The following is a 24,349-nucleotide window of genomic DNA, read 5'->3' as shown; positions in this document are numbered from 1 at the left end:
CGAACCTTGACTTGCGATTGCGCCCTCGCCACTTTCCGGCCACTTTAGGGCGCAAGAGCAGCGGCCATATTCCAGGGTCCGAGCGCGACCCGCAACGGGCGGATTGGATGCAGTCTTATCTCGATTTTGAAAAGCCGGTCGCCGATCTTGAAGCCAAGATCGCCGAACTCAAATCGCTGGCGGCTACCGACCAGGCCGTATCCATCGATGAGGAGGTGAGCCGGCTGTCGGCCCGCGCCGACGAAGCGCTGGTGGAAATCTACCGCAAGCTCACCCCCTGGCAGAAGACCCAGGTGGCCCGCCATCCGCAGCGCCCGCATTTCTCCGATTATGTGAAATCGCTGATCACCGAATGGACGCCTTTGGCCGGCGACCGGAAATATGGCGAGGATGCCGCCCTCCAGGCCGGCTTTGGCCGGTTCAACAATGCGCCCGTCGCCATTCTCGGCCAGGAAAAGGGCAGTTCCACCGAAACGCGCCTCAAGCACAATTTCGGCATGGCCAATCCGGAAGGCTATCGCAAGGCCGTCCGCATCATGGAAATGGCCGATCGCTTCTCCATCCCGGTCCTCTCCTTCGTCGACACTGCCGGGGCCTATCCCGGCATCGGCGCCGAGGAGCGCGGCCAGGCCGAGGCCATCGCCCGTTCCACCGAAAAGGGCCTGGAGCTGGGCGTTCCGAACCTGGCCATCATCATCGGTGAAGGCGGCTCCGGCGGCGCCATCGCCATCGCCACCGCCAATCGGGTGCTGATGCTGGAAAACGCCATCTATTCGGTGATTTCTCCCGAGGCCGGCGCTTCCATCCTGTTCCGAGACGCCGGACGGGCGCAGGACATGGCCACCGCACAGAAGATCACCGCGCAGGACCTGCTCGGCTTTGGCGTCATCGACGGCATCATCCCCGAGCCTGCCGGCGGCGCCCACCGCCATCACGGCGCCATCATGGAGGCCGCCCGCGCCGCCATTGCCAGCTTCCTCGGCGATTTCGACGGCAAATCGCGCCTCGAAACCCGCGAACACCGCCGCGAAAAATTCCTCGCTATCGGGACGAGCCTTTAGCAGCCCATCATACCGAATATTGAAAGGGCCACCCGGCATACGCGGTGGCCCTTTTGCATTTGACAACAGGGCGGGCCGATACGCACAAATTCGCGTGAACATTCCTGGTTTCCGGGTAGAATATGCCCGTGGTAAAGGCTTCATTCACCGCGCTGGGTCATGCTGCGTCAACCATTCGTCACCGGGCTTGTATCCTTGACTGCTTCCTTGTTTCGCCGCCTCGGCGCCATCGTCATCCTGCTCTGGCTCGCGGTCGGCCTGGCTGCCTGCTCCAGCTTCGTCAAGGGCGGCGATAATCGCCATAACCAGCCGCTGTCGGGTGGCGTGGTGCAGGGCCTGCGCAATATGGGGTCGTCGCCTGCCGAAGGCATGGTGGTGCGCATCTTCAAGGAAGAACAGGTTCTCGAAGTGTGGAAACGCAGTTCCTCGGGCACCTATAAGCTTTTCAAATCCTATGAGATCTGTGCCTATTCGGGCGATCTCGGCCCCAAATTCCGCGAAGGCGATCGCCAGAGCCCGGAAGGGTTCTACACCATCACGCCGGGCCTGATGCATCCCAGGTCCAATTATTACCTGGCCTTCAATACCGGCTTTCCCAACAAGTTCGACCGTGCCCATGGCCGCACCGGTTCCGATCTGATGGTGCATGGCGACTGCTCCTCGCGCGGCTGCTACGCCATGACCGATGATGGGATTGCCGAAATCTATGCCTTGGCGCGCGAGAGCTTCAAGGGCGGCAATGCCAGCTTCCAATTGCAGATCTTTCCTTTCCGCATGAGCGCCGCCAATCTCGCCCGACATTCCTCCAGCCCGCATCTGGAATTCTGGAAGGACATCAAGGAAGGCTATGACCTGTTCGAGCTGACCAAGACCCCGCCGGTCTGGGATGTCTGCGAGAAGCAATATATCTTCAATCCCGCCGCCTCCGGTCCGCTCGACGCGCTGGGCGCCTGCCCGCCATCCATCGCCAATGCCGCATTGACGGCCCGGCAGCAGGCCGATGAAATCGCTTTGGCGAGCCAGACCAGCAATGCTCAGAAGGCGGCGGAGCGCAAGGCGGCCGAGCAGGCGGCGATCAAGGCGCGCGGCGAGGCGGTCGGCGGCTTCATTTCCGGCATCGGCAATTTTTTCGGTGGCAATCCGGGGCAGGCCCCTGATATCGCGCCGGTCATCAGCGGCAAGCCCGCCAGCCTGCCAACCCCGGCGACACAGCGCCCCTGATCCGGCGGGCCAAAGTTCGGCCCCACTTTGATGGGATGGCCCGGCGGCGCCCAATCGGAGAGGTCACGTGCAACAGGCAGAAGGCGAGCGCCCCGATGACGGCGCCCAGATCACGCTGACGCCCGACATGCGGCCCAGCCGCTCCGCGGACCCGGATAATGGTTTTTCTTCCGCCGCTTCCCGGAGACCGGGAGGCCGGCTGGCGATCTGGCTGGGTTTGCTCGGCCTCCTGACCGGCCTGGCGGGATTTGCGGCGGCGGCATGGACGTACACGGAAGCCCGGAGCGAGAGCCGGCGCATCGCCTCCGAAATTGCCCAATTGCGGGTGAGCCTGGAGCTCTATGGGCGCAATAGTGGCGCGATGGATCAGACAGGCTTGATCGAGCTGGCCAATCGCGTCGCCGTGCTGGAGCAGGATTGGCGCCGCGATCCCGCGCCCGCCGCCGCGGTCAATGCGCCGACCGGTCCCGCGCCTGGCGACGAGGATTGCCTGCCCCCGGGCATGCGCATTCTGGTGGCCGAAGGCGATAGCTATCCGGTATGCGGGCAATCGGCGGCGATCGATATCGCCCAGGTGGCCAATGGCTATGTCATGCTGCTCGACGGCACCACCATAGCCTCGGGCGGCTCGATCCTGCTGCCGGACAGCCCTTGCTCAATCAGCGTCACCTCCAGCGGTGACGAGGGCTTGACCGGCTATGCCGAAATCCGCGTCACCTGCTGAAGAAAAAACCCGGCATCGCTGCCGGGCTTTTGAAAATACAGGCTGATCCGGCGCTTATTCGGCGTCCGCTTCGGCGTCCTGCGCCTCGAACGCGGCCTTGAGTTCCGCGTCCTCGATGGTGATCTCGACATCCGCCATCAGCTCATCCATCCTGGCCGTGAAGGAGCGCATCAGGAGCTGGTTCTGAATCTGTGCCGCCACCTGCTCGAAGCTTGGCGGCGCCGATTGGCGCTTTTCGGTCAATTGGATGATGTGCCAGCCGAATTGCGATTGCACCGGCTCGGAGACGTCGCCGGCATCGGTCAGCGCGAAAGCGGCCTCCTCGAAGGGTTGCACCATCATGCCGCGGCCGAAAAAGCCGAGATCGCCGCCATTGGCGGCGCCGGGATCGATGGAGTGCTCGCGCGCCAGCGTCGCAAAATCGGCGCCGCCATCCAGTTCCGCTTTCAGCGTATCGGCCTGTTCCTCGGTCTCGACCAGGATATGGCTGGCATGCACTTCGTCTTGCGGCTGGAACTGCTGGATGAAGGCATCATATTCGGCGCGCGCCGCCTCTTCGGTGATCGTGCCGGCAATGGCTTCGTTGAAATAGGCCCGGCGCAGGGCGCGTTCTTCGAGATATTTCTGCCGCTGGGCGAAAATCTCGGTCTGGTCCATGCCGGCATCGCGCGCCGCCTTGGACATCACCTTCATGTCGATCAGGACGCGCACCAGGAAGGCCCGGCGTTCCTCAGGCGGCATCTGCGCCAGGTCTTGGGCCATGTCCTCGGCGGCAAAAGCCAGGTCCGCCTCGGTAATGCTGTCATCCCCTACCATCGCCACCACCGCATCGGCATTGGCGATGGCTTCATCCTGAGCCATGGCGCCGGTCAGGGCAGAGCTGCTCAGCAGGACGGCGAGGCCGACGGCGCCTATCAGGCGCATGTTGGATTTCCGCATGGGTCGCTTGTCTCCTTGGCCGGCGGCGTCGGCGCCGGCATGGTCAGTTTGGTGTCCCGCTCCGGCTCGCACGGCAAGAGGGCCAAATTGTGCCGAACCGCAAGACGATCACGGCGTCTTCACTTGTGCCTGATATGCCCGGAATACTTGAGACAACAAGTGGTGTGGCGCAATTCGCATACGTTGACAAGACCGGACCTCACTCTTACATCTCACCCGCTTTTCAAGAGCATGGATTGTTGCCGCGCCCCTTTTGAGCGCGCACAGGACGTGCAGGACTGATACAAGGGAACCCGTGGGGTTTACCGATCTGTGACGAGGCAAATGGGCCGGCTGTCGCTCCCATGATATGACACGCCGCCTTATCCGGCCGCCCCGCCGCCGACACAAAAAGGACCAGAAATATGGCACTTGCTATGCTTGCCCGAAAGATTTTCGGGACACCCTCCGACAGGCAGGTCAAGCAGTATCAGGGCAAGGTGGCGGCGATCAATGCGCTCGAGCCCGAGCTCGCCAAGCTCACCGATGACGAGCTCAGGGCCCGTACCGCCGAGTTCCGGGCGCGGCTGGATCAGGGCGCCAAACTCGCCGATCTCGTCGTCCCCGCCTTCGCCACCGTTCGCGAGGCATCCAAGCGCGCTTTGGGCATGCGCCATTTCGACACTCAGCTTATCGGCGGCATGGTGCTGAACGACCGCGCCATCGCCGAAATGCGCACCGGTGAAGGCAAGACCCTGGTGGCGACCCTGCCGATGTATCTCAATGCCCTGACCGGCAAGGGCGCGCATCTGGTCACAGTCAACGATTACCTGGTCAAGCGCGACGCGGCCTGGATGGGCCAGATCTATGCTTTCCTCGGCCTGACCACCGGCACGATCGTGCCCGGCCTCAACGATGCCGAGCGCAAGGCCGCCTATGCCTGCGACATCACCTATGGCACCAATAACGAGTTCGGCTTCGACTATCTGCGCGACAACATGAAATATACCCGCGCCCAGATGGTGCAGCGGGGGCATGAATTCGCCATCGTCGACGAAGTGGACTCCATCCTTATCGACGAGGCCCGTACGCCGCTGATCATTTCCGGCCCCTCCGAGGACCGTTCCGATCTCTATATGAAGGTCGACGCCCTGATGCCGGCCATCGGCGAGGACGATTACGAACTCGACGAGAAGCACCGCTCCGCGACCCTGACCGATCAGGGCGTGGAAAAGCTCGAAGCCGCGTTTGCCGAAGCGGGCCTGCTCAAGGGCGGTTCCATGTATGACGTGGAAAACGTCATCCTCGTCCATCATGCCAATTCGGCATTGCGCGCCCACAAGCTGTTCCGCAAGGACAAGGATTATATCGTCCGCAACGACGAAGTGGTGATCATCGACGAATTCTCCGGCCGCATGATGCCCGGGCGCCGCTATTCGGAAGGCCTGCACCAGGCGCTCGAAGCCAAGGAACACGTCAAGATCCAGCCCGAAAATCAGACGCTGGCCTCGATCACCTTCCAGAATTATTTCCGCCTCTACAAGAAGCTGGCCGGCATGACCGGCACGGCGGCGACCGAGGCCGAGGAATTCGCCGACATCTACAGCCTAGGCGTCACCACCGTGCCGACCAATCTGCCGGTGCAGCGCATCGACGAGGACGACGCCATCTACCGCACCGCGGCGGAGAAGTTCGACGCCATCGCCGATCTGATCAAGCAGTGCCAGGAACGCGGCCAGCCGGTTCTCGTCGGCACGACCTCGATCGAGAAGAGCGAAATGCTCGCCGATATCCTGCGCAAGAAGAATGTCGGGCAGATGAACGTGCTCAATGCCCGTCACCACGAGCAGGAAGCCTTCATCGTCGCCGATGCCGGCCTGCCCGGCGCCATTACCATCGCCACCAATATGGCCGGTCGCGGCACCGACATTCAGCTCGGCGGCAATCTCGAAATGCGCATCGAGCGCGAGACCGATGGCCTGGAAGGCGAAGCGCGCGAGCGCAAGATCGAGGAGATCAAGGCCCGGATCGCCGAAGACAAGCAGCAGGCCCTCGCGGCCGGCGGCCTGATGGTCATCGGCACCGAGCGCCACGAATCCCGCCGTATCGACAACCAGTTGCGCGGCCGCTCCGGCCGCCAGGGCGATCCCGGCCATTCGAAATTCTTCCTGTCGTTGCAGGACGATCTGATGCGCATCTTCCCCATCGAGAGCATGGATTCCATGCTCGGGAAGCTGGGGCTCGAACAGGGCGAGAGCATCACCCATCCCTGGGTGACCAAGGCGATCGAGCGCGCCCAGGGCAAGGTCGAGGCCCGCAATTTCGACATCCGCAAGAACATCCTCAAATACGACGATGTGATGAACGATCAGCGCAAGGTGATCTTCGAGCAGCGTCTCGAATTCATGGATGCCGAGGATGTCAGCGAAACCATTGCCGAGATGCGCCATGACGTGGTCGGCAATGTCGTGGCCAAGGCCATTCCGCCCCGCGCCTATCCCGAACAATGGAATACCGAGCAGCTCGCCGCCGCGGCCAAGACCTATCTCAATATCGACATTCCCGCCGCCGAATGGGCCGCCGAGGATGGCATCGACGCCGAGGCCGTCGAGGAGCGCATCGGCCAGGCCGCCGACGCGGTGATGCAGGCCAAGGAAGAAAAATACTCGGCCTCGATCATGCGCCAGGTGGAGAAATCCATCCTGCTGCAATCGGTGGACGGGCTCTGGCGCGAGCATCTGGTCATGCTCGACCACTTGTCCAAGGTCGTCGGCTGGCGCGGCGTCGCCCAGCGCGACCCGCTCAACGAATACAAGCAGGAAGCCTATGAGCTGTTCCAGGCCATGCTGGGCAATTTGCGCGAATTGGTGACCACACAGCTCAGCCATATCGAGTTGCAGCTCCGCCAGGAGCCGCCGCCGCCCCAGGCCCCCGACATGAACCGGCTGACCTCGACCCATATCGATCCGACCACCGGCGAGAATGATGCCGGCGGCGATGCCGTTGCCAGCCGCGACGGCCTGCCGCCCATCGACCCCAAACTGCTCCAGGGCGTTTCCCGCAATGCCCCCTGTCCCTGCGGCTCGGGCAAGAAGTTCAAGCATTGCCACGGTGCCTTCGCCTGACTTTTAAGAGAATGCGAAAGGGCGGCTTCGAGCCGCCTTTTTTCTAGCATCTTGCGCCTGCCGCACCTTTCGGGCACATCCAATCGCAATAGACTTGCCCACAAGGTTCTCCATTATGGCCGCCCTTCCGGTTTCCCCCCTTGCCCCCAAAACCTATCCGGATCTGCCCCCCATTGCCGGCGTGCGCTTCGCCACCGCCGAGGCGGGCATCAAGTATAAGAACCGCACTGACATATTGCTGATGGCCTTTGACGAGGGCACCATCGTCACCGGCGTCCTCACCCGCTCCAAGTGCTCTTCCGCCGCCGTCGACTGGTGCCGGGCCAACCTGCCGGGCGGCCTCGCGCGCGGCCTGGTGGTCAATTCGGGCAATGCCAATGCCTTTACCGGGATCAAGGGCAGGCACAGCGTCGAAATGACGGCCGAAATCGCCGCCAGGGCCCTTGGATGCACCACCGCCGAAATCTTCCTCGCCTCCACCGGCGTCATTGGCGAGCCGCTCGATCCCGGCAAATTTGTCGGCGTGCTCGATGAAACCGCTACCCGCCTGGCCGAAACGCCCTGGATCGAGCCGGCCAGGGCCATCATGACCACCGATACCTATCCCAAGCTCTCCGGCGCCGTGCTGGAGATCGACGGCGTCGAGGTCAGGATCAACGGCATCGCCAAGGGCTCGGGCATGATCGCGCCGGACATGGCCACCATGCTGGCTTTCGTCGTCACCGACATGCCCATCGCCGCTCCCGTCCTTCAGGCATTGCTCGCCAGGCACAACCAGACCAGCTTCAACGCCATCACCGTCGACAGCGACACCTCCACCTCCGATACCCTGCTCGCCTTCGCCACCGGCAAGGCCCCGGTGGACGCCATCAACAGCCTCGATGATCCCCGCGCCGAAATCTTCGGCCAGGCGCTCGCCGATGTGCTGTTCGAACTCGCCATCCACGTGGTCCGCGACGGTGAAGGCGCCACCAAGCAGGTCGCCATTCACGTCGAAGGCGCGGTTTCCAATGGCAGCGCCTTCCGCATCGCCAAGGCCATTGCCGATTCTCCCCTGGTGAAGACCGCCATTGCCGGCGAAGACGCCAATTGGGGCCGGGTCGTCATGGCGGTGGGCAAGGCCGGCGAACCCGCCGACCGCGACCGGCTGGCCATCCGCTTCGGTGACCTGGTGGTGGCCAGGGATGGCGAGCGCGCGCCCGGCTACGACGAAGCCGCCACCAGCGCCTATATGAAAGGCGAAGATCTGGAGCTGACCGTCAGCCTCGGCCTGGGGGAGGGGGGCGCGACCGTCTATACCTGCGACCTCACCCATGGTTATATCAGTATCAACGGCGATTATCGCAGCTAGCCATGATGTCCGAAAAGCCGCTGCTGCTCGTTGTTGCCTGCGCCCTGGTCGATGCCGACCGCCGCGTGCTGATCGCCCAGCGCCCCGAGGGCAAGGCCATGGCGGGACTGTGGGAATTCCCCGGCGGCAAGCTCGAGCCGGGCGAGACGCCCGAGGCCGCCCTGATCCGCGAATTGCGCGAGGAACTGGCGGTCGAAACCAGGCAGGCCTGCCTGGCGCCGGTCTCCTTTGCCAGCCATGCCTACGAGAATGTCCACCTGCTGATGCCGCTTTATGTCTGCCGCAAATGGCAGGGAACCCCGCAGGCGCTCGAACATGCCGCCCTCAAATGGGTCAGGCCGCAGCTCCTGCGCGATTATGCCATGCCGCCGGCGGACGAGCCGCTGATCGCGGCGCTTTGCGACCTCCTGTGACGGTTGGTCAGCGCGGCGCCACGATCTTGTAGCGTTGCCCGGCCACGACCGGGTCGCCGGGCAGCAGATTGTTGAGAATGTAGAACAGGTCCCGGCCGCCGGCGATATCGGCCATCTGCCGTGCCAGATTGTCGGCATTGTCGCCGGCTTTGGCGGTCACCAGCCGGATCGAGAGCTGCCTGATCTGGTTGAGATCGGCGGGATCGGTGCGCCGGAAGCTCTGGATCGTGGTCTCGGCGCCCTGCTCGAATCTCTGGCTGTCGGCCTTGGCGGCGAAGATGAACCGGTAGACTTCGCCATCGAGCCGCATCACCGCCACGCGGAAGAACCATTGATCGGTCTGGGCCAGGCCCGAGGCCATGTCGATGCCGTTGTAATTATGGGCGGTGACGCTGTCGGCCTTGAGGCCGGCGATCCAGCCCGATTTCAGATAATCGGTCAGCGCCATATTGGGCTGCACTGCGGCGCTGTCGAAGCGAACGGCCTCGCCGTCGCCGGCCACGCCCACCACGGCGCTCTGCGAATTCTGCAGCGTATAGCCCTGCGGCACCGAGAAGGTGAATTTGGACGCCGAATGGATGAAGCGCTGGCCCACGATCGTGCCCTGGGCCGGGCTGTCGCCGAAAGCGAGGCCGGAAATGGCCGACAGATAGCCTTCCCGGTCGGTTTCGCCGCCGCCGGCATTGCCGAACATGCCGCGCGCCGTGCTCATCGCGGTTTCGATGCGCGAGGGAGTGGAAGGGTGCGAGGACAGGAAGCCGTCATCGCCCTTGGTGGTGCCGGCCGAAAAGGCGGCGAAGCGGCTCATCACTCCGAGGAACCGCGCGGCGGCCTGGGAATCGTAGCCCGCCTTGCCGGCGAATTTGATGCCCTCGCGATCGGCCTCCAATTCCTGGTTCTGGCTGAAGGCGGCCAGCGATTGCCTCGTGCGGTTGGCGGTGGCGTCGGTGGAGGTGTCGCCGCCGAAAATCCCGGTAATGACCCGGTCGACGATCTGGGTATTGCGCGTCTTGTCGGTGCGCGCCCGCGCGTGGCGCAGTGTCACATGGGCAATCTCGTGCGCCAGCACCGCGGCCAGCTCGCTGGTGTCGGACGCCAAAGCCAGGATGCCGCGCGTCACATAGATATAGCCGCCGGGCAGGGCAAAGGCATTGACCTCCGAGGTATCGAGAATGGTCACCTGGAACTGGGCATTGGGCTGGTTGGCTGCGGCCAGGAGCCTGCCGACGATCCGCGCCACCATGATTTCGGCCTGCCGGTCCTCATAGACCCCGCCATAGGCGGCAATGATGCGCGGATGCTCGCGCCGGCCGATGACTTCGTCGTCCGGCTCGGTGCCCGCCGGCACGACATTGGGCGCCGGATTATCGCCGGTCCGCCCGACGCTGACATTGGAGCCGGTCAGCGACGAACAGGCGGCGAGCGCCACCAGGCTCACCGCCAGCACAGACAGACGCAGCACCTTTTTGCCCGGAAGCGCTTTCATGGCCTGGCCACAACCTCGATCTGCTCGGGATGGGTCACTTCGATGCGCGGACCATCCCGATCGTCCACCCATCCGCGTATGCGCACCAGCGCGCCTTCCAACAATAAGGGATCGAGCCCGTCGCGCTCGAACAGGCGGAGCGCCGGCGCTTCGATCACGGCGGTGAAGTCTTCTTTCCAGAACCGGCCGAAATTGAGATAGACGCGCGGGCCGTTCTTGTCGGCGAGCAGCACCCGTCCTTCAACCAGTTCATAACCGCCCGCCCGGTCGAGCCACTCGTCCGGGCGATCCGCCGCACGAACGCTGTAATAGGGATCGGTCCAGATGCCAAGCCGCTCCGCCCGGGCGCGGGCTTCGCCCGCTAAAAGTTGATCGAGGCAGCGCCGGTTGTCGGGAAAGGAATAGACCCGGGCGAGGCCCGCTTCGATCATGTGCATCTGCGCCCAGACCAGGCTGTCGCCGCTGCCGACGAAGAGATGGGCCAGCGCCCGCCCGTAGCGATCCTTTTCCTCCCCGCCATAGCCCAATTGCACCTCGCGGCGCAGCGCCAGATTTTCCAGCGCCGCCTTGGCCTCCGGCGCCAATGGCCAGGCGGAGACATCGTCGCGCCCCAGGGGCAGTTTCGGCGCCTGCGTGCCGATCAGCCGCACCGCCAGCCCCGAATCGAGCAGCACGGTGTCGCCGTCCACCACTTCGGTCACCAGGCCGCCCGGCGCCATGCGCAGCCCCTCGCAGGCGGCGGCAGGGCTCGCGCCCGTCAGCAAGGCGGCGGCGAGGGAAGCGATGGCGGTGCGGTGCAAGCGACGGACCCCAAGAAAGATTTGGTTCACCATGCACCAAAATACGGCAAAAAAAGATTACCAAGCCGAAGAGTGCGCCGGCGATTGCCAATATTGGCCCATCGGTTCAAGCTTGGCCCGAAGGGAGAAACGCCATGGCCAAGCACGGCGAAGTACGGACCGGTACGGCGGGATGGGTCTATGCGCCCTGGCGCGGCACCTTCTTTCCCGCCGGCCTGGTGCAGAAGAAAGAACTGTCCTACGCGGCCAGCCGCCTCACCAGCATCGAGATCAACGCCACGTTCCGCGCCAATCAGAAGCCGGACAGCTTTGCCCGCTGGGCCGGCGAGACCCCGGACGGGTTCAAATTCTCGATCAAGGGGCCGCAATTGGTGACTCATGTCAGACGCCTTAAAAATTGCGGGCAGGAACTGGCCAATTTCTTCGCCTCCGGTCCGCTGGCTCTCGGCGACAGGCTGGGCCCGTTCGTCTGGCAATTGCCGCCCAATCTTGCCTTCGACGCCCAAGGCCTCGATGCCTTCCTCGCGCTTCTGCCCGCCGATATCGATACCTATCTCGCTCTGGCCGGCAAGAGCGACGGCGCCAAAACGCCCCCTTATCTCGATGCCAATGGCGTCACCATTATAAGACACGCCATCGAACCGCGGCATCCAAGCTTCAACAGCCCCGAAGCCGATGATCTGCTGCGCCGCTACAATGTCGCCCGCGTCGTCGCCGATACCGCCGAAAATCCCTTCCGGAATCTCACCGCCGATTTCGCCTATTGCCGGCTGCAGGGCCCGGCCCGACCCGATGCGGACGGTTATGAGCAGGCCGACATCGCCGATTGGGCCGGCACCATCGCCAATTGGCGGGACCATGGCCACGATGTCTTCGCCTATTTCGTCCACGAGGACAAATTGCACGCCCCCGCGAATGCCATTGCCCTCCGCCAGGCGCTCGGGTTCCAGAGGCCGGGCGATTGATCACGACCCCGTTGCCGTCTGGCTTTTGCCCGATCCGCAGCTTATTCGGCTTTTATCCAACAGCGTCATCTCCGAGATTTTGCCCATGATCAATGCCCGCCCCCTGGACAAGTTCGCCGCCGGTCTGGCTTTCATCCTCGGTCTTGCCACCATTCTGGGTGCCATTGGCAGCCAGCTTCTGGGCGGCTTGCAGCCCTGCGAACTCTGCCTCGAACAGCGGCTGCCCTATTATTGGGGCCTGCCCACACTGGCCGTCATCCTGGCCCTGTGGAACCGCCTGCCGCTGCCGGTCTGGTATATCGGCATGGCCATCGTCACGGCGCTCTTTGCCTGGGGCGCCTATCTCGGCCTGTTCCATGCCGGCGTCGAATGGGGTTTCTGGCCCGGTCCCGCCGCCTGTTCGGGCGTCGGTGGCAGCCTGTCCCTCGATGCGCTCAACGACCTCCAGCCGGTCATCGGCTGCGATGTGGTGCAATTCCGCTTCCTGGGCCTTTCGCTAGCCGGCTATAATGCACTGATCTCGCTGGCCATCGTCGCCCTGCTGGCGAGCGCAATCGCCTTCCAGGCGCGGCGGGGCCGGTAAGGCCGCCAACCGGCCTTAGAACTCGTTCCACTCGGCGGCAATGGCCGCACTTCCGCTGCGGGCGCGGCAGCCCGCTCCTCGGCCGCCGGCGCCGCCGCCCCGGTCCTGAACACCGCCACGATCCGGTCGAGCTCGGAAGCCTGCGCCTCGGTCTGCTCGATGGCCGCATTGGTTTCTTCCACCAAAGCTGCATTGTGCTGGGTCATCTCGTCCATCTGCCGCACCGCCACCGCCACCTCGGCCAGCGCCCCGGATTGTTCCTGATTGGCGCGGGCAATGGCGTCGATCAGGGTGGCGCTTTCATCGGCACCGGCCAATATGTCGGACAGGCGCTCGGCCGCCTTGCCGACCAATTGCGCCCCGGCCCGCACTTCCCCGGCACTGGCCTCGATCAGCGCCTTGACCTCGCTCGAAGCCTCGGCGGCGCTCTGCGCCAGCCGGCGCACTTCCACCGCCACCACGGCAAAGCCCTTGCCGGCCTCGCCGGCCCGCGCCGCCTCGACCGAGGCATTGAGCGCCAAGAGGTTGGTCTGGAAGGCGATATCGTCGATCAGCCCGATAATATTGGAAATCCTGGCCGAGGACGCCTCGATGGCCGACATGGCCTGCGTCGCCTCGCCCATTACCTGGCCGCCATCGGAAGCGTTCTGCGCCACCTGCCGCGCCTTGTCGCTGGCGCTGGCGGCGCGGCGCGCATTTTCGTTCACCGTGCTCGACAATTGCTCCACCGAGGCCGAGGTTTCCTCGATGGTCGCCGCCTGCTTGGTGGTGCGGCTGGACAGGTCGTTGGCCCCGGATAGGATTTCGGCGGTCGCCGTGCGCACGCCGCGCGATGCCTGGCGCAAGCCGGCGACGATATCGTGCAATTGACCCAGGGAATCGTTGAAGGCGCCCCGCAAGGCCTCGTATTGGCCGGTGAACACCGCATCGATATGGCCGCCGAGATCGCCCTTGGCCATGCGCGCCAGCGACATGGTCAATTCGTCGATAATGCCTTCGGCCCGCTTGCGCTCGGTGATGTCGGTGGCGAATTTGACGACTTTCACGACGCGGCCGGAGGCATCGAATATCGGATTGTAGGACGCCTGGATCCACACTTCCCGCCCGCCCTTGCCGAAGCGCTGGAATTCGGCAGCAATATAGTCGCCGGCCCGCAATTTGTCCCAGAATTGGCGATATTGCACCGAGCCGACATGATCGGGGTCGCAGAACATGGAATGGTGCTGGCCCACGATCTCGTCTGCCGCATAACCGAGCGTTGTCAGGAAGTTCTCATTGGCCGAGATGACATGGCCATCGAGGTTGAACGAGATTATCGCCTGCACCTGGGAAATGGCATTGATCTGCGCCTCGCGGTCGGCGTCCTGCTGCTTTTGCGCGGTGACATCGGTGGCAAACTTGATCACCCCTACCGGCTTGCCGGACCGATCCAGGACCGGGTTATAGCTGGCTTGAATCCACACTTCCTTCCCGCCCTTGGCGAGCCGCCGATAGGTCGCCGACTGGTATTCGCCGCGCTTCAGGCCGGCCCAGAATTGCTGATATTCGGCGCTGGCAACAAGCTCCGCATCGCAGAACAGGGAATGGTGCCGGCCGGCAATCTCGTCCAGACCATAACCCATGACCTGGAGAAAGTTCTCGTTGGCGGTGATGATGGTGCCATCCATCTCGAATTCGATCACGGCCTGGCTGCGCATGATCGCCGCCACCTTTGCCGCAGCATTGCGCCCGGCCGTTTTCCCGCCAAAAGGCAATCCCAGCATGTGCACACCCCCCTTTTGCGACCGATCGCATGCCGATCAGCAGGGTAAAGGCTGAGCCCGTGCAGTTAATACGGTGTTACGGACACTATAGTTAAGTGTACCGATCCGGTATTCGTGATTTATAGGACGCCCGCCTCTGACGGAAATATCAATGACGCGGAAAGACATGCGGAAATAACCGCATGTCCCTTGTCTGTGGCGGCGCAGTCTCGGCCGGCGATTCGACTAGAACTCGGACCAGTCCGCTGAAATGGCGGCATTGCCCTGGCTGAGATAGGACCGGGCGGCGCTGCGCACCTTTTCGGTCTCGAGCCGTGGCGGAACTGCAATGGACGCGGACGGCGTCGCGTCATCCGCCGCATCGATGGTGAAGACGTCGACGACCCGATCCAGCTCGCTGGCCTGGGTCTCGGTCTGTTCGATGGCGGCATTGGTCTGCTCCACCAGAGCCGCATTATGCTGGGTCATCTGGTCCAGCGTGCGCACCGCCACGCTCACTTCCTCGATGGCCGCCGCCTGCGCTTTGGAGGCCGTGGCGATGGATTGCATGAGGCCGGCATTTTCCGTCACCGCGCCCAGCATGTCACGCAATTGCCCGGCGGCGCTCGATACCAGGTCGGAGCCGGTCTTGACCTCGCCGGCGCTGGCCTCGATCAGCGCCTTGACCTCGGACGAGGCTTCGGCGGCGCTCTGCGCCAGCCTTCGCACTTCCACCGCCACCACGGCAAAGCCCTTGCCGGCTTCGCCGGCCCGCGCCGCCTCCACCGAGGCATTGAGCGCCAGGAGATTGGTCTGGAAGGCGATGTCGTCGATCATGCCGATAATGTTGGAGATCTTGGCCGAGGATTGAGTGATCCGTTCCATGGCTTCATTGGCCCGGTCCATCACCGCCCCGCTGCGCGCCGCGTCGTCCGAGACATTGTCGGCGCCTTGATTGGCGGCGTCGGCCATGCGGGCATTCTCGGCCACCGTATTGGCCAATTGCTCCATTGCCGCCGAGGTTTCCTCGATGGTCGCCGCCTGCTTGGTGGTGCGTTCGGACAGGTCGTTGGCGCCCGAGAGGATTTCACCGGTGGCGGTCTTGAGCGCCCGCGAGGTCTTGCGCAAGCTGCCGATCAATTCGCTCAGCTTCTCGGCCACTGCATTGGTGTCGGCCTTGAGCTTGGCGAAGGAGCCCTGGTAATCGCCCGCCATCCGCCTTGTCATGTCGGCCCGGGCCATGGCGGCGAGGACTTCGCCGGTTTCGCCGAGGCCGCGATCCACCGTTTCCACCAGCGCATTGACGCTCTCCGCCAGGCTGTTGAGCTCCTGGTCGGGGAATTGCGCATGTACGCGCTTGGAGAAATCCCCGGCAATGGCGGCGTCGACCACCTCGCCGAAGGCGGCCTGCAGGGCGACCATCATGTCGGTGCGCTCGATACGGCGGCGCTGCGAGGCGGCGCGCTCCTCCTCGGTCATCTGGCTGACCTTGAGGCCGTTCTCGCGGAAAATCTCCACGGCGCGGGCCATTTCGCCGATCTCGTTGCCGCGCTGGCTATAGGGCACCTCGACCTCGTATTCGCCAGCGGCGACCCGCTTCATAATGCCGGCCAGCGCCGGAATGGGCCGCATCATCAGCCGCGACAGCGCCCAGCCTATGGCCCCCAGGATGATCAGGGTCAAAGCGCTCACCGCCAATAGGGGACGCAGCGTATCGGCGATCATGCCGTCGACATGCGAGCGCTCGAGCCCCACGAACAGCATGCCCAGCGCCTTGCCGGAGCGATTCAGGATCGGCTGATAGGTGGTGTAGAACGGCGCGCCCAGAATGGTTTCTTCCCCGAAAAATGCCTCACCCGCCATGGCGCTGGCATAAATCGGGCTGTCGACGCCGATCCGCGTGCCGACATGGCGGACGCCTTCGGCATCGGCAAAAGTGGTCGTCAGATCGACGAAATCCGCTGCCGCCTCGTCCCAGACATAGATGGCGGCGGCTTCCCCGGTGATCAGCGCGATGGCATCGACGATGCCATGATCGGTGAACCGGCCGGGCATGGCGAAGACCGAGATTCCGGCAATGCTGCCATCGTCCTCGGACCAGGCGATTTCGGCGCCGGGCAGCTTGCTTTGCAGGATGGTGGCGGCGGTTTTGAGGTTGACGAGCTGCTGGCGCTCCGCGGTGACCTGCACCGAGCCCGACATGGTCACGAAAATGGCGGCACTGATCACCGCGATCGATACCAGAACCGCCGACACCACGAGCGTGGCGATCATGGTGGTGAGTTTGATATTGCCCAATCCCAGGCCAATCCGCTTCGGCATGCTTCCCCCAAAACATTCCCTCAGCGCCAGACGTTCGGACCTGCGCCGCGATCGGTTGATATTAGTAGATCGCGGTTAATCTTTCCTTGTTTCCCGGTCGACGCGAAGACGGGCAAAGCACAATGAAAAAGGGCGCCCTGCGGCGCCCTTTTCGATCAATGGTGCAGAAGATCAGAACTCGTCCCAATCATGTGCCAGGGCGGCATTGCCCTGGGCCCTGAGCTGGGGCGCGGCGGCGCGCAGCGCCTGTTGCTGTCCATGCACGCTCTCGGTCGGTGCCCGCTCCATCCCCTCGACGGTGAAAACATCCACGATCCGGTCGAGCTCGCTGGCCTGGGCCTCGGTCTGCTCGATGGCGGCATTGGTTTGTTCCACCAGGGCGGCATTGTGCTGGGTCATCTCGTCCATGGTGCGCACCGCTGCCGTCACCTCTTCGATCGAGGTGGCCTGTTCGCCGCTGTCACGGGCAATGGCTTCCAGCGCCGCCGTATTGTCGCGGATGGCTTCGAGCATGGAGGCGAGCTTGCTGGCCGCGTCGCCCACCAGCTTGGAGCCATTGGTCACCTCGCCGCTCGACTGTTCGATCAGCGCCTTGACCTCCGAGGAAGCCTGCGCCGCCGATTGGGCCAGCCTTCGCACTTCCACCGCCACCACGGCAAAGCCCTTGCCGGCCTCGCCGGCCCGCGCTGCCTCGACCGAGGCATTGAGCGCCAGGAGGTTGGTCTGGAAGGCGATATCGTCGATCAGCCCGATAATATTGGAGATTTTGGACGAGGACTGGGTGATCCGGTCCATGGCGTCATTGGCCGCGTCCATCACCTTGCCGCCCTCCTCGGCGGTGTGGGTGACCTTGGCGGCATTGGCGCTGGCATCGCGGGCGCGCTCGGCATTCTTGAGCACGGTGGCCGCGAGCTGCTCCATGGCGGCCGAGGTTTCCTCGATGGTCGCCGCCTGCTTGGTGGTGCGCTCACTCAGGTCGTTGGCGCCGGAGAGGATTTCCCCGGTGGCGTTCTTGAGCGAGCCGGACGTATGGCGCAATTGCCCCACCACTTCGTTCAGCTTGTCGGCCACCGCATTGGTGTCGGCCTTGAGCTTGGCGAAGGCGCCTTCGTAATCGCCGCTCATGCGCTGGGTGAAATCGGCATCGGCCATGGCGCCCAGCACGTCGCCGATCTCGGTCACGCCGCGATTGAAGGTCGCCACCAGATTATTGACGCTGCCGGCCAGGGCATTGAGTTCCGGATCGGGGAATTCGGTGGTCACCTGATGCGTGAAGTCGCCGGCGACGGCGGCATCCACCACTTCGCCGAAGGCGCTCTGCAACTCGCTCATCATCTGCCGGCGCTTTTCCTCGTCGGCGACGATGCGGGCGGCCTCCGCCTCGGTCATCTGGCTGACGCGCAAGCCGTTCTGACGGAACACTTCCACGGCGCGCGCCATGCCGCCCACCTCATTGCCCAGAGACGTATAGGGCACCTCGGCCCCGAAATCGCCTTCGGCAATGGCGTCCATGGCCCCCGCCAGGCGCGGGATCGGCCTGGTGATGAAGCGCGAGGCCACGAAGCCGATCAGGCCCAGGACCAGGGTGACGATGGCGCCGACCATGCCGATGAGACCCAGAACGCTATTGGCGGCGGCTTCGACATGGGCCATGGGCGTGCCCACGAAGATGGCGCCCATCACGTCGCCATTGGTCTTCTTGATCGGCTCGAGCGCGGCAAAATAGGTGACGCCATCGAGCGCGATCGGGCCGAGATATGGCTCGCCCGCCAGCACATGGGTTGCGGCCGGGCTGTCGGCCGGCAATATTCCGTCCACCGCCCTGGTCCCGTCGGCCAGCGCGATGCTGGTGGTCTTGGCGACGATGTCGCCGCTATCGGAGGCGATGACATAGATGGCCGCGTCCTGCTTGGTCACCCGGGTCACCGAATCGATCACCTCGGTGTCATAGAAGGGCGGGATGGCCCAGCTCTGGAAGGTGGCGATGGTGCCGTCGTCCGCCCAGGTGAGGACCGAGCCCGAAATGCGCCGTTCGAGCACGGTGGCCGCCACCCCCAGATTGGTTTCCTGCTGCAAGGTGCTATCGTTCAGAGCCTGGGCATGCAGGCTGAAATAGATCGATGCCGACACTGCGGCGATGGAGCCGATGATCGATGCCAGAACCAGCACCAGGATGGTTGTGGTCATCCGCACATTGCCCAAAAGGCGCGCGATGGACTTCATAGCTATTTTCCCCCGTACGGAGCCCGTGGCAATTCCCAGCCGGGCGCTTCCGTGCTGAATCGTGGGGTGGACGCTAAGAGATTACGGTTACCGAATGTTATACGGAAATTCCCGCAATCGATTTCACCGGCGTTTTTCTTGCGCCTCGGGAGAAAATCGACCCGGAACATTCCAATCCCGCCTGGAATTTGCCCCCCGGAAACAGCCGGCACTTCCTCAGAAGAGAGCGAGGCTCGGAGGCCGGTAATGCCGGGCAGGCGATAGAGGCGCCAATTTCGGGGATGATGCCGGGCCCGCCCGCGATAATTGTCTCGCGCGCCTCTTTTGTTCGCGCGCCAAGCACCTACATCATGCGGCGAAGGGATGTGCCTTTGGGCATTCCTCCAACGACGCTTCCGCCGTCATGCCGGTGCCTTCGGGGCCGAATGGCGGGCGAGACAAGGAGAGTTGCATGAATATCGAGAAATATACCGAGCGGGCGCGTGGTTTCATCCAGAGCGCGCAGACTTTTGCGCTCGGGCAGGGGCATCAGCAATTTGCGCCCATCCACCTGCTCAAGGTGCTGCTCGACGATGACCAGGGCATGGCCAATGGCCTGATCGCGCGCGCCGGTGGCGACGCCAAGACGGCGAGGGCCGGGGTCGAGGCGGCGCTGAACAAGATTCCCAAGGTTTCCGGCGATGCCGGCCAGCTTTATCTCGGCCGCGAATTGGCGCGGGTTTTCGACACGGCCGAACAGGCCGCGCAGAAAGCCGGCGACAGCTTCGTGACGGTGGAGCGGCTGCTGCTGGCGCTGGTGATCGAGAAAGACAATGAAGCCGGCAAGATCCTGGCCTCGGCCGGGGTGAATGCCCAAGGGCTCAATGCGGCCATCGAAACGATCCGCAAGGGCCGTACCGCCGATTCGGCGTCGGCGGAAAACGCCTATGACGCGCTGAAGAAATATGCCCGCGACCTGACCGAGGACGTGCGCGAAGGCAAGCTCGACCCGGTGATCGGGCGCGACGAGGAGATTAGGCGCACCATCCAGGTGCTGAGCCGCCGCACCAAGAACAATCCGGTGCTGATCGGCGAGCCCGGCGTCGGCAAGACCGCCATCGCCGAGGGCCTGGCCATCCGCATCGTCAATGGCGACGTGCCCGAGAGCCTCAAGAACAAGAGCCTGCTGGCGCTCGACATGGGCGCGCTGATCGCCGGGGCGAAATATCGCGGCGAGTTCGAGGAGCGGCTGAAGGCGGTGCTCAACGAGGTGACCTCGGCCGAAGGGCAGATCATCCTGTTCATCGACGAGATGCACACGCTGGTAGGGGCCGGCAAGAGCGAGGGCGCCATGGATGCGTCCAACCTGCTCAAGCCCGCTCTGGCGCGCGGCGAGCTGCATTGCGTGGGCGCGACGACGCTGGACGAATATCGCAAGCATGTCGAGAAGGACCCGGCTTTGGCCCGGCGCTTCCAGCCGGTCTTCGTTTCCGAGCCGACGGTCGAGGACACGATCTCGATCCTGCGCGGGCTCAAGGAGAAATACGAGCTGCATCACGGCATCCGCATCGCCGATTCGGCTTTGGTGAGCGCGGCGACCCTGTCGAACCGCTACATCACCGACCGCTTCCTGCCCGACAAGGCCATCGACCTGATGGACGAGGCGGCGGCGCGGCTGCGCATGGCGGTCGACAGCAAGCCCGAGGCGCTGGACGAGCTCGACCGGCGCATCATGCAGCTCAAGATCGAGCGCGAGGCGCTGAAAAAGGAAGATGACGAGGGCTCCAAGACCCGGCTGGGCCGGCTGGAGCAGGAATTGTCCGGGCTGGAGGAACAAGCGCAGAGCCTGTCGGCCAAATGGCTGGCGGAAAAGGAACGCCTGCAGGGCTCGACCCGAATCAAGGAAGAGCTCGACGCGGCCCGCAGCCAGCTTGAAATCGCCCAGCGCCAGGGCGATCTCGCCAAGGCCGGCGAACTGGCCTATGGCGTCATTCCGGAGCTCGAAAAGCGCCTGGTCGCAGCCGACAATGGCGATGGCAAGCCCGATCCGGTCATGGCCAAGGAAACCGTCGAGCCCAGCGACATCGCCCAGGTGGTGTCGCGCTGGACCGGCATTCCCGTCGACCGCATGCTGGAAGGCGAGCGCGAAAAGCTGCTGCATATGGAAAGCTCGCTCGGCGCCCGCGTCATCGGCCAGGCCGAGGCGGTGGCTGCGGTGGCCAAGGCGGTGCGCCGCTCGCGCGCCGGATTGCAGGACCCCAATCGGCCGATCGGCTCCTTCATGTTCCTCGGCCCCACCGGGGTGGGCAAGACCGAATTGACCAAGACCTTGGCGCAATTCCTCTTCGACGACGAGAACGCCCTGGTGCGCCTCGACATGTCGGAATATATGGAAAAGCACTCGGTATCGCGGCTGATCGGCGCCCCGCCGGGCTATGTCGGCTATGACGAGGGCGGCGCCTTGACCGAGGCGGTGCGGCGCCGGCCCTATCAGGTGGTGCTGTTCGACGAGATCGAGAAGGCGCATCCGGACGTGTTCAACGTGCTGTTGCAGGTGCTGGACGACGGGCGGCTGACCGACGGGCAGGGCCGGACGGTGGATTTCCGCAATACGGTGATCATCCTCACCTCCAATCTGGGCGCCGAATATCTGGTCGAGCTCAAGGACGGCGAGCCGGTGGAACTGGTGCGGGGCAAGGTGCTCGACGCGGTGAAAGCGGCCTTCCGCCCGGAATTCCTCAACCGCATCGACGAAATCCTGCTGTTCCACCGCCTGGGTCGCGAGCATATGGGCTCGATCGTCGATATCCAGTTCGGACGACTCGAAAACCTGCTGCGGGATCGCGACATCGAGCTGGAGCTGACACCCAAGGCCCGCGACTGGCTGGCCAATGAGGGCTATGACCCCGCTTATGGGGCGCGGCCGCTCAAGCGCGTCATCCAGCGCGAAGTGCAGGACGAGCTGGCCGAGGAAATCCTGGCCGGAACGGTCAGCGATGGTAGCCATGTCCTGGTCGATGCCGACGACAATGGCATCGTCCTGCAACCGGGCGGCGCGGCAGGCGCCGATTCGGCGGCCTGATCGGTCGGGCGTCACGCATCGGAAATCGCAAAGGGGCCGGTCCTTGGACTGGCCCCTTGGCTTTTTCGGCTTGCGGCCGGGCTATCGGCGTTTTAGAACAAACAAAGAACAGCGCCTCGGAGGACAGAGCATGGCCGATCGTCTCGACTATATCGAATTTCCCTCAACCAGCCGCGAGCGGAGCAGTGCGTTTTTCCAGGCGGCATTCGGCTGGGGGATCGTGAGCTACGGACCGGTCTATGACGGGCTCACTGGTGCCGGCATCGATGGCGGCATCGACGCGGCGCCGGAGCGGGTGGCGGCGACCATGGCGGTGGTGCGCACGGACGATCTCGATGCGGCGGAACAGCGGGTTGTATCCGCCGGCGGCGTCATCACCCGGGCGCAGTTCGACTTTCCGGGCGGACGCCGGTTCCATTGCCGCGAGCCGGGCGGCAATGAGCTGGCGGTTTACGTCGAGCGGGCGGCGTGATTTTCGCTTCGGGCGAGGGTTGGCTCAATCGGCCTGGGCGACATTGACCGGGGCGGGTTCGCGGGCCATCAGGTCGTTGATCTGGGCGATGGTCCGCTCGAATTCGCCCTTATGCTGTTCGGCCAGCACATTGTCCTTGGGCAGCTTGACGCTGAGCGGATCGACCAGATTGCCGTTGATCAGGATTTCGTAATGCAGGTGCGGCCCGGTGGACTGGCCGGTGGAGCCGACATAGCCGATCACCTGGCCCTGGCGCACCTGACTGCCGACGCCCAGCCCGTCGACGAAGCGCGACAGGTGGCCATAGGCGGTCGCATAGCCGTTGACGTGCTGGATCTCGATCTTGTTGCCGTAGCCGGACTGCCATTTGTAATAGGTGATGGTGCCGTCGCCGCCGGCATAGATCGGCGTGCCGGACGGGGCGGCGAGGTCGACGCCGGTATGCAGGCGCCGGGTCTTGAAGATGGGGTGGATGCGATAGCCGAAGCGCGAGCGCAGGGTGCCGCCGCCTTCGAGCGGGCGGCGATTGAGGAAGCGCTTGCCGGTCTCGCCGTCGGGATCGAAGAAATCCACGGTGCCGTCGGGGGCGGTGAAGCGGTAGAACTGGCGCTTGCTGCCGCCCAGGGTCAGGCCGACATAGAGCAGTTCGGGCGCGGCGTCCGGGGTGGCGGCGGTTTCGAGCAGTTCGATCGTATCGCCGGCGGCGACCCGCTTGGTCATGTCCAGATCATAGGCGAACATGGCGATGATGCGTTCGATGGTCTCGTCGTCGAGATCGTGCTTGCGGCCGGTTTCCCAGATCGAGCGATAGATGGTCGGCAGGTTGCCGACATTGATCTGCTCGACGTCTTCCTCGGGGAATTCCACCCAATCGGGTTGCAGGCCGACGACATATTGGCCGTTATCGCTGAGCGCCACGGTGGCGATGTGCCGCTCGCCCGCAACGTCTTCGGGCCGGTAGATCGACATGCGATAGGGCACGAGGCTGTTAACGGACGAATTCAGCGGCCCATAAAGAATGCGCAGCCTGATGCCGGCGGGCAGGCCGGCCGCGGGAATGAGATTGGCCAGCGTGCCTTCCACCATCGCCACCTGGCCGCGGGTGAAGCCGTTGCGCACCAGGGTATCGGCCAGCGGGCCGATTTCGCGCACGGTAAGGAAGCGCTCGGTGCGGCCCGGGCCTTCTTCGGAGCCGAGAATGGTCTTGGGCACCACGGTGATGTTCTCGGCCACGCCGGCGAGGGAATCTTCCGGCGTGCCGTTGAGTTCGCGCAGGCTGGGCGCCAGGGCGGCATAGGCCAGAGCCGGCCCCGAACCGTCGATGGAGAAACTGGTTTCGGCCATGCCGCGCACGAAATCGGCAGCGTTCTGGTCGGAAATGGCGCGGAGCGGCACGAAATTCGCCGGCAGCGAGGCCTGGCGGACCGCCACCTCGCCGTCGACATCGGTGCCATAGACATCGGTGGCCACGTCCAGGCTGGTAGCGGCCAGCGGCTGGGTCTTGTTGAGAATGGCGACCGGATCATAGGAGGGCACGTCGGCCGACAGGGTGGTGGCCGTGGTCGCCAGCGTGGCGGAGATGCGCATGAAGGGCTGGTTGCGGATGATTTCGCGGCCATCGACATTCTGGCGAATGGCCGCCTCGATGATTTCGAGGTCGGAGCGCGTGGCGGCCACCGGGCGCAGGCGCGAGCTTTTGGAGACGAGGTCGGTGGCCAGCGGCTGGTCGATGCGCGGGGCGGCCAGTTTGAGCGCTGCATAGGCGGTGGAGAAGGTGTCCTGTCCCTGGAAGGAGACGTAAAGCGCCGCGCCCATGAGCAGCACGCTGGTCAGGCCGGTCATGACCGTGCCGCTCAGCCAGGCAAAGCTCAATTCGCGGCCC

At 64.2% G+C, this 24,349-nt stretch carries 17 protein-coding genes (1 of these 17 cut by a window edge); 10 read left to right on the top strand and 7 right to left on the bottom strand.

The window, feature by feature from the left end; all coding sequences use genetic code 11:
- Window positions 1–107 precede the first annotated feature (107 nt).
- The 3 genes from O9Z70_RS13740 (at window position 108) to O9Z70_RS13730 (ending at window position 3,006) form a co-directional block, all read left to right on the top strand.
- Entirely contained in the window at window positions 108–1,061 is a 954-nt protein-coding gene (locus O9Z70_RS13740) for an acetyl-CoA carboxylase carboxyltransferase subunit alpha (protein WP_286020003.1), read from the top strand.
- A 195-nt stretch (window positions 1,062–1,256) separates the two neighbouring features.
- Window positions 1,257–2,282: a L,D-transpeptidase family protein gene (locus tag O9Z70_RS16345; protein WP_502870135.1), complete on the top strand. Its 1,026-nt coding sequence runs from the start codon at window positions 1,257–1,259 to the stop codon at window positions 2,280–2,282.
- 67 nt (window positions 2,283–2,349) lie between these two features.
- Complete coding sequence (locus O9Z70_RS13730) at window positions 2,350–3,006, top strand: hypothetical protein (RefSeq protein ID WP_286020002.1); 657 nt, start codon at window positions 2,350–2,352, stop codon at window positions 3,004–3,006.
- 54 nt (window positions 3,007–3,060) lie between these two features.
- Here the strand turns inward: O9Z70_RS13730 and O9Z70_RS13725 are convergent, their stop codons facing one another.
- Complete coding sequence (locus tag O9Z70_RS13725) at window positions 3,061–3,945, bottom strand: peptidylprolyl isomerase (RefSeq protein WP_286020001.1); 885 nt, start codon at window positions 3,943–3,945, stop codon at window positions 3,061–3,063.
- Between the two features lie 404 nt (window positions 3,946–4,349).
- On the opposite strand from O9Z70_RS13725, the gene secA reads away from it, so the two are divergent.
- The 3 genes from secA (at window position 4,350) to O9Z70_RS13710 (ending at window position 8,813) form a co-directional block, all read left to right on the top strand.
- Window positions 4,350–7,049, top strand: coding sequence for a preprotein translocase subunit SecA (gene secA / locus O9Z70_RS13720; RefSeq protein WP_286020000.1), 2,700 nt, complete (start codon window positions 4,350–4,352; stop codon window positions 7,047–7,049).
- A 115-nt stretch (window positions 7,050–7,164) separates the two neighbouring features.
- Window positions 7,165–8,400, top strand: coding sequence for a bifunctional glutamate N-acetyltransferase/amino-acid acetyltransferase ArgJ (gene argJ / locus O9Z70_RS13715; protein ID WP_286019999.1), 1,236 nt, complete (start codon window positions 7,165–7,167; stop codon window positions 8,398–8,400).
- Window positions 8,401–8,405: 5 nt separating this feature from the next.
- A complete protein-coding gene (locus O9Z70_RS13710; RefSeq protein ID WP_286022019.1) occupies window positions 8,406–8,813 on the top strand; it encodes a (deoxy)nucleoside triphosphate pyrophosphohydrolase in 408 nt (135 codons plus the stop codon).
- A 7-nt stretch (window positions 8,814–8,820) separates the two neighbouring features.
- Here O9Z70_RS13710 and O9Z70_RS13705 read toward each other — a convergent pair whose 3' ends face one another.
- Both O9Z70_RS13705 and O9Z70_RS13700 read right to left on the bottom strand, forming a co-directional pair.
- Window positions 8,821–10,299, bottom strand: coding sequence for a M48 family metalloprotease (locus O9Z70_RS13705; protein WP_286019998.1), 1,479 nt, complete (start codon window positions 10,297–10,299; stop codon window positions 8,821–8,823).
- Window positions 10,296–11,099 (bottom strand): thermonuclease family protein, encoded by an 804-nt coding sequence (locus O9Z70_RS13700; RefSeq protein WP_286019997.1) that lies wholly within the window; start codon window positions 11,097–11,099, stop codon window positions 10,296–10,298. Before O9Z70_RS13700 ends, O9Z70_RS13705 begins: the two co-directional genes overlap by 4 nt.
- Before the next feature lie 134 nt (window positions 11,100–11,233).
- Between O9Z70_RS13700 and O9Z70_RS13695 the strand changes: the two genes are divergently transcribed.
- Both O9Z70_RS13695 and O9Z70_RS13690 read left to right on the top strand, forming a co-directional pair.
- Window positions 11,234–12,064 carry a DUF72 domain-containing protein gene (locus O9Z70_RS13695; RefSeq protein ID WP_286019996.1) on the top strand — a complete coding sequence of 277 codons (831 nt, stop codon included), beginning with the start codon at window positions 11,234–11,236 and terminating at the stop codon, window positions 12,062–12,064.
- A gap of 85 nt (window positions 12,065–12,149) precedes the next feature.
- On the top strand, window positions 12,150–12,647 hold the full coding sequence (locus O9Z70_RS13690; protein WP_286019995.1) for a disulfide bond formation protein B: 498 nt from the start codon (window positions 12,150–12,152) through the stop codon (window positions 12,645–12,647).
- Here O9Z70_RS13690 and O9Z70_RS13685 read toward each other — a convergent pair.
- The 3 genes from O9Z70_RS13685 to O9Z70_RS13675 all read right to left on the bottom strand — a co-directional run bounded on the left by O9Z70_RS13685 (window position 12,569) and on the right by O9Z70_RS13675 (window position 18,934).
- Entirely contained in the window at window positions 12,569–14,410 is a 1,842-nt protein-coding gene (locus O9Z70_RS13685; RefSeq protein ID WP_286019994.1) for a methyl-accepting chemotaxis protein, read from the bottom strand. The genes O9Z70_RS13690 and O9Z70_RS13685 overlap by 79 nt on opposite strands.
- Before the next feature lie 225 nt (window positions 14,411–14,635).
- Window positions 14,636–16,711, bottom strand: coding sequence for a methyl-accepting chemotaxis protein (locus O9Z70_RS13680; RefSeq protein WP_286019993.1), 2,076 nt, complete (start codon window positions 16,709–16,711; stop codon window positions 14,636–14,638).
- A gap of 171 nt (window positions 16,712–16,882) precedes the next feature.
- A complete protein-coding gene (locus O9Z70_RS13675; RefSeq protein WP_286019992.1) occupies window positions 16,883–18,934 on the bottom strand; it encodes a methyl-accepting chemotaxis protein in 2,052 nt (683 codons plus the stop codon).
- Between the two features lie 451 nt (window positions 18,935–19,385).
- Here O9Z70_RS13675 and clpB point away from each other — a divergent pair, with 451 nt between their 5' ends.
- Window positions 19,386–21,995 carry an ATP-dependent chaperone ClpB gene (gene clpB, locus O9Z70_RS13670; RefSeq protein WP_286019991.1) on the top strand — a complete coding sequence of 870 codons (2,610 nt, stop codon included), beginning with the start codon at window positions 19,386–19,388 and terminating at the stop codon, window positions 21,993–21,995.
- Between the two features lie 130 nt (window positions 21,996–22,125).
- Window positions 22,126–22,467, top strand: coding sequence for a VOC family protein (locus O9Z70_RS13665; RefSeq protein ID WP_286019990.1), 342 nt, complete (start codon window positions 22,126–22,128; stop codon window positions 22,465–22,467).
- 24 nt (window positions 22,468–22,491) lie between these two features.
- Here O9Z70_RS13665 and O9Z70_RS13660 read toward each other — a convergent pair whose 3' ends face one another.
- On the bottom strand, window positions 22,492–24,349 hold the 3' portion of the coding sequence (locus tag O9Z70_RS13660) for a M23 family metallopeptidase (protein WP_286019989.1). 104 nt of this gene lie beyond the right edge of the window; the window shows 1,858 of its 1,962 coding nt (coding positions 105–1,962); the start codon falls outside the window, past its right edge — the gene reads right to left on this strand; the stop codon is at window positions 22,492–22,494.

Origin of the sequence: Devosia sp. YIM 151766, assembly GCF_030285925.1 — a bacterium.
Lineage (GTDB): Bacteria > Pseudomonadota > Alphaproteobacteria > Rhizobiales > Devosiaceae > Devosia.
Note: the sequence above shows the minus strand (reverse complement) of the source record. Positions and strands in the feature narration are given on the sequence as shown.

Excerpts from the sequence above, each read along its gene's own strand:
- O9Z70_RS13740 (WP_286020003.1), top strand. The coding sequence starts at position 108 with ATGCAGTCTTATCTCGATTTTGAAAAGCCGGTCGCCGATCTTGAAGCC.
- O9Z70_RS13725 (WP_286020001.1), bottom strand. The coding sequence starts at position 3,945 with ATGCGGAAATCCAACATGCGCCTGATAGGCGCCGTCGGCCTCGCCGTC.
- secA (WP_286020000.1), top strand. The coding sequence starts at position 4,350 with ATGGCACTTGCTATGCTTGCCCGAAAGATTTTCGGGACACCCTCCGAC.
- argJ (WP_286019999.1), top strand. The coding sequence starts at position 7,165 with ATGGCCGCCCTTCCGGTTTCCCCCCTTGCCCCCAAAACCTATCCGGAT.
- O9Z70_RS13710 (WP_286022019.1), top strand. The coding sequence starts at position 8,406 with ATGTCCGAAAAGCCGCTGCTGCTCGTTGTTGCCTGCGCCCTGGTCGAT.
- O9Z70_RS13705 (WP_286019998.1), bottom strand. The coding sequence starts at position 10,299 with ATGAAAGCGCTTCCGGGCAAAAAGGTGCTGCGTCTGTCTGTGCTGGCG.
- O9Z70_RS13695 (WP_286019996.1), top strand. The coding sequence starts at position 11,234 with ATGGCCAAGCACGGCGAAGTACGGACCGGTACGGCGGGATGGGTCTAT.
- O9Z70_RS13690 (WP_286019995.1), top strand. The coding sequence starts at position 12,150 with ATGATCAATGCCCGCCCCCTGGACAAGTTCGCCGCCGGTCTGGCTTTC.
- O9Z70_RS13685 (WP_286019994.1), bottom strand. The coding sequence starts at position 14,410 with ATGCTGGGATTGCCTTTTGGCGGGAAAACGGCCGGGCGCAATGCTGCG.
- O9Z70_RS13680 (WP_286019993.1), bottom strand. The coding sequence starts at position 16,711 with ATGCCGAAGCGGATTGGCCTGGGATTGGGCAATATCAAACTCACCACC.
- O9Z70_RS13675 (WP_286019992.1), bottom strand. The coding sequence starts at position 18,934 with ATGAAGTCCATCGCGCGCCTTTTGGGCAATGTGCGGATGACCACAACC.
- clpB (WP_286019991.1), top strand. The coding sequence starts at position 19,386 with ATGAATATCGAGAAATATACCGAGCGGGCGCGTGGTTTCATCCAGAGC.
- O9Z70_RS13665 (WP_286019990.1), top strand. The coding sequence starts at position 22,126 with ATGGCCGATCGTCTCGACTATATCGAATTTCCCTCAACCAGCCGCGAG.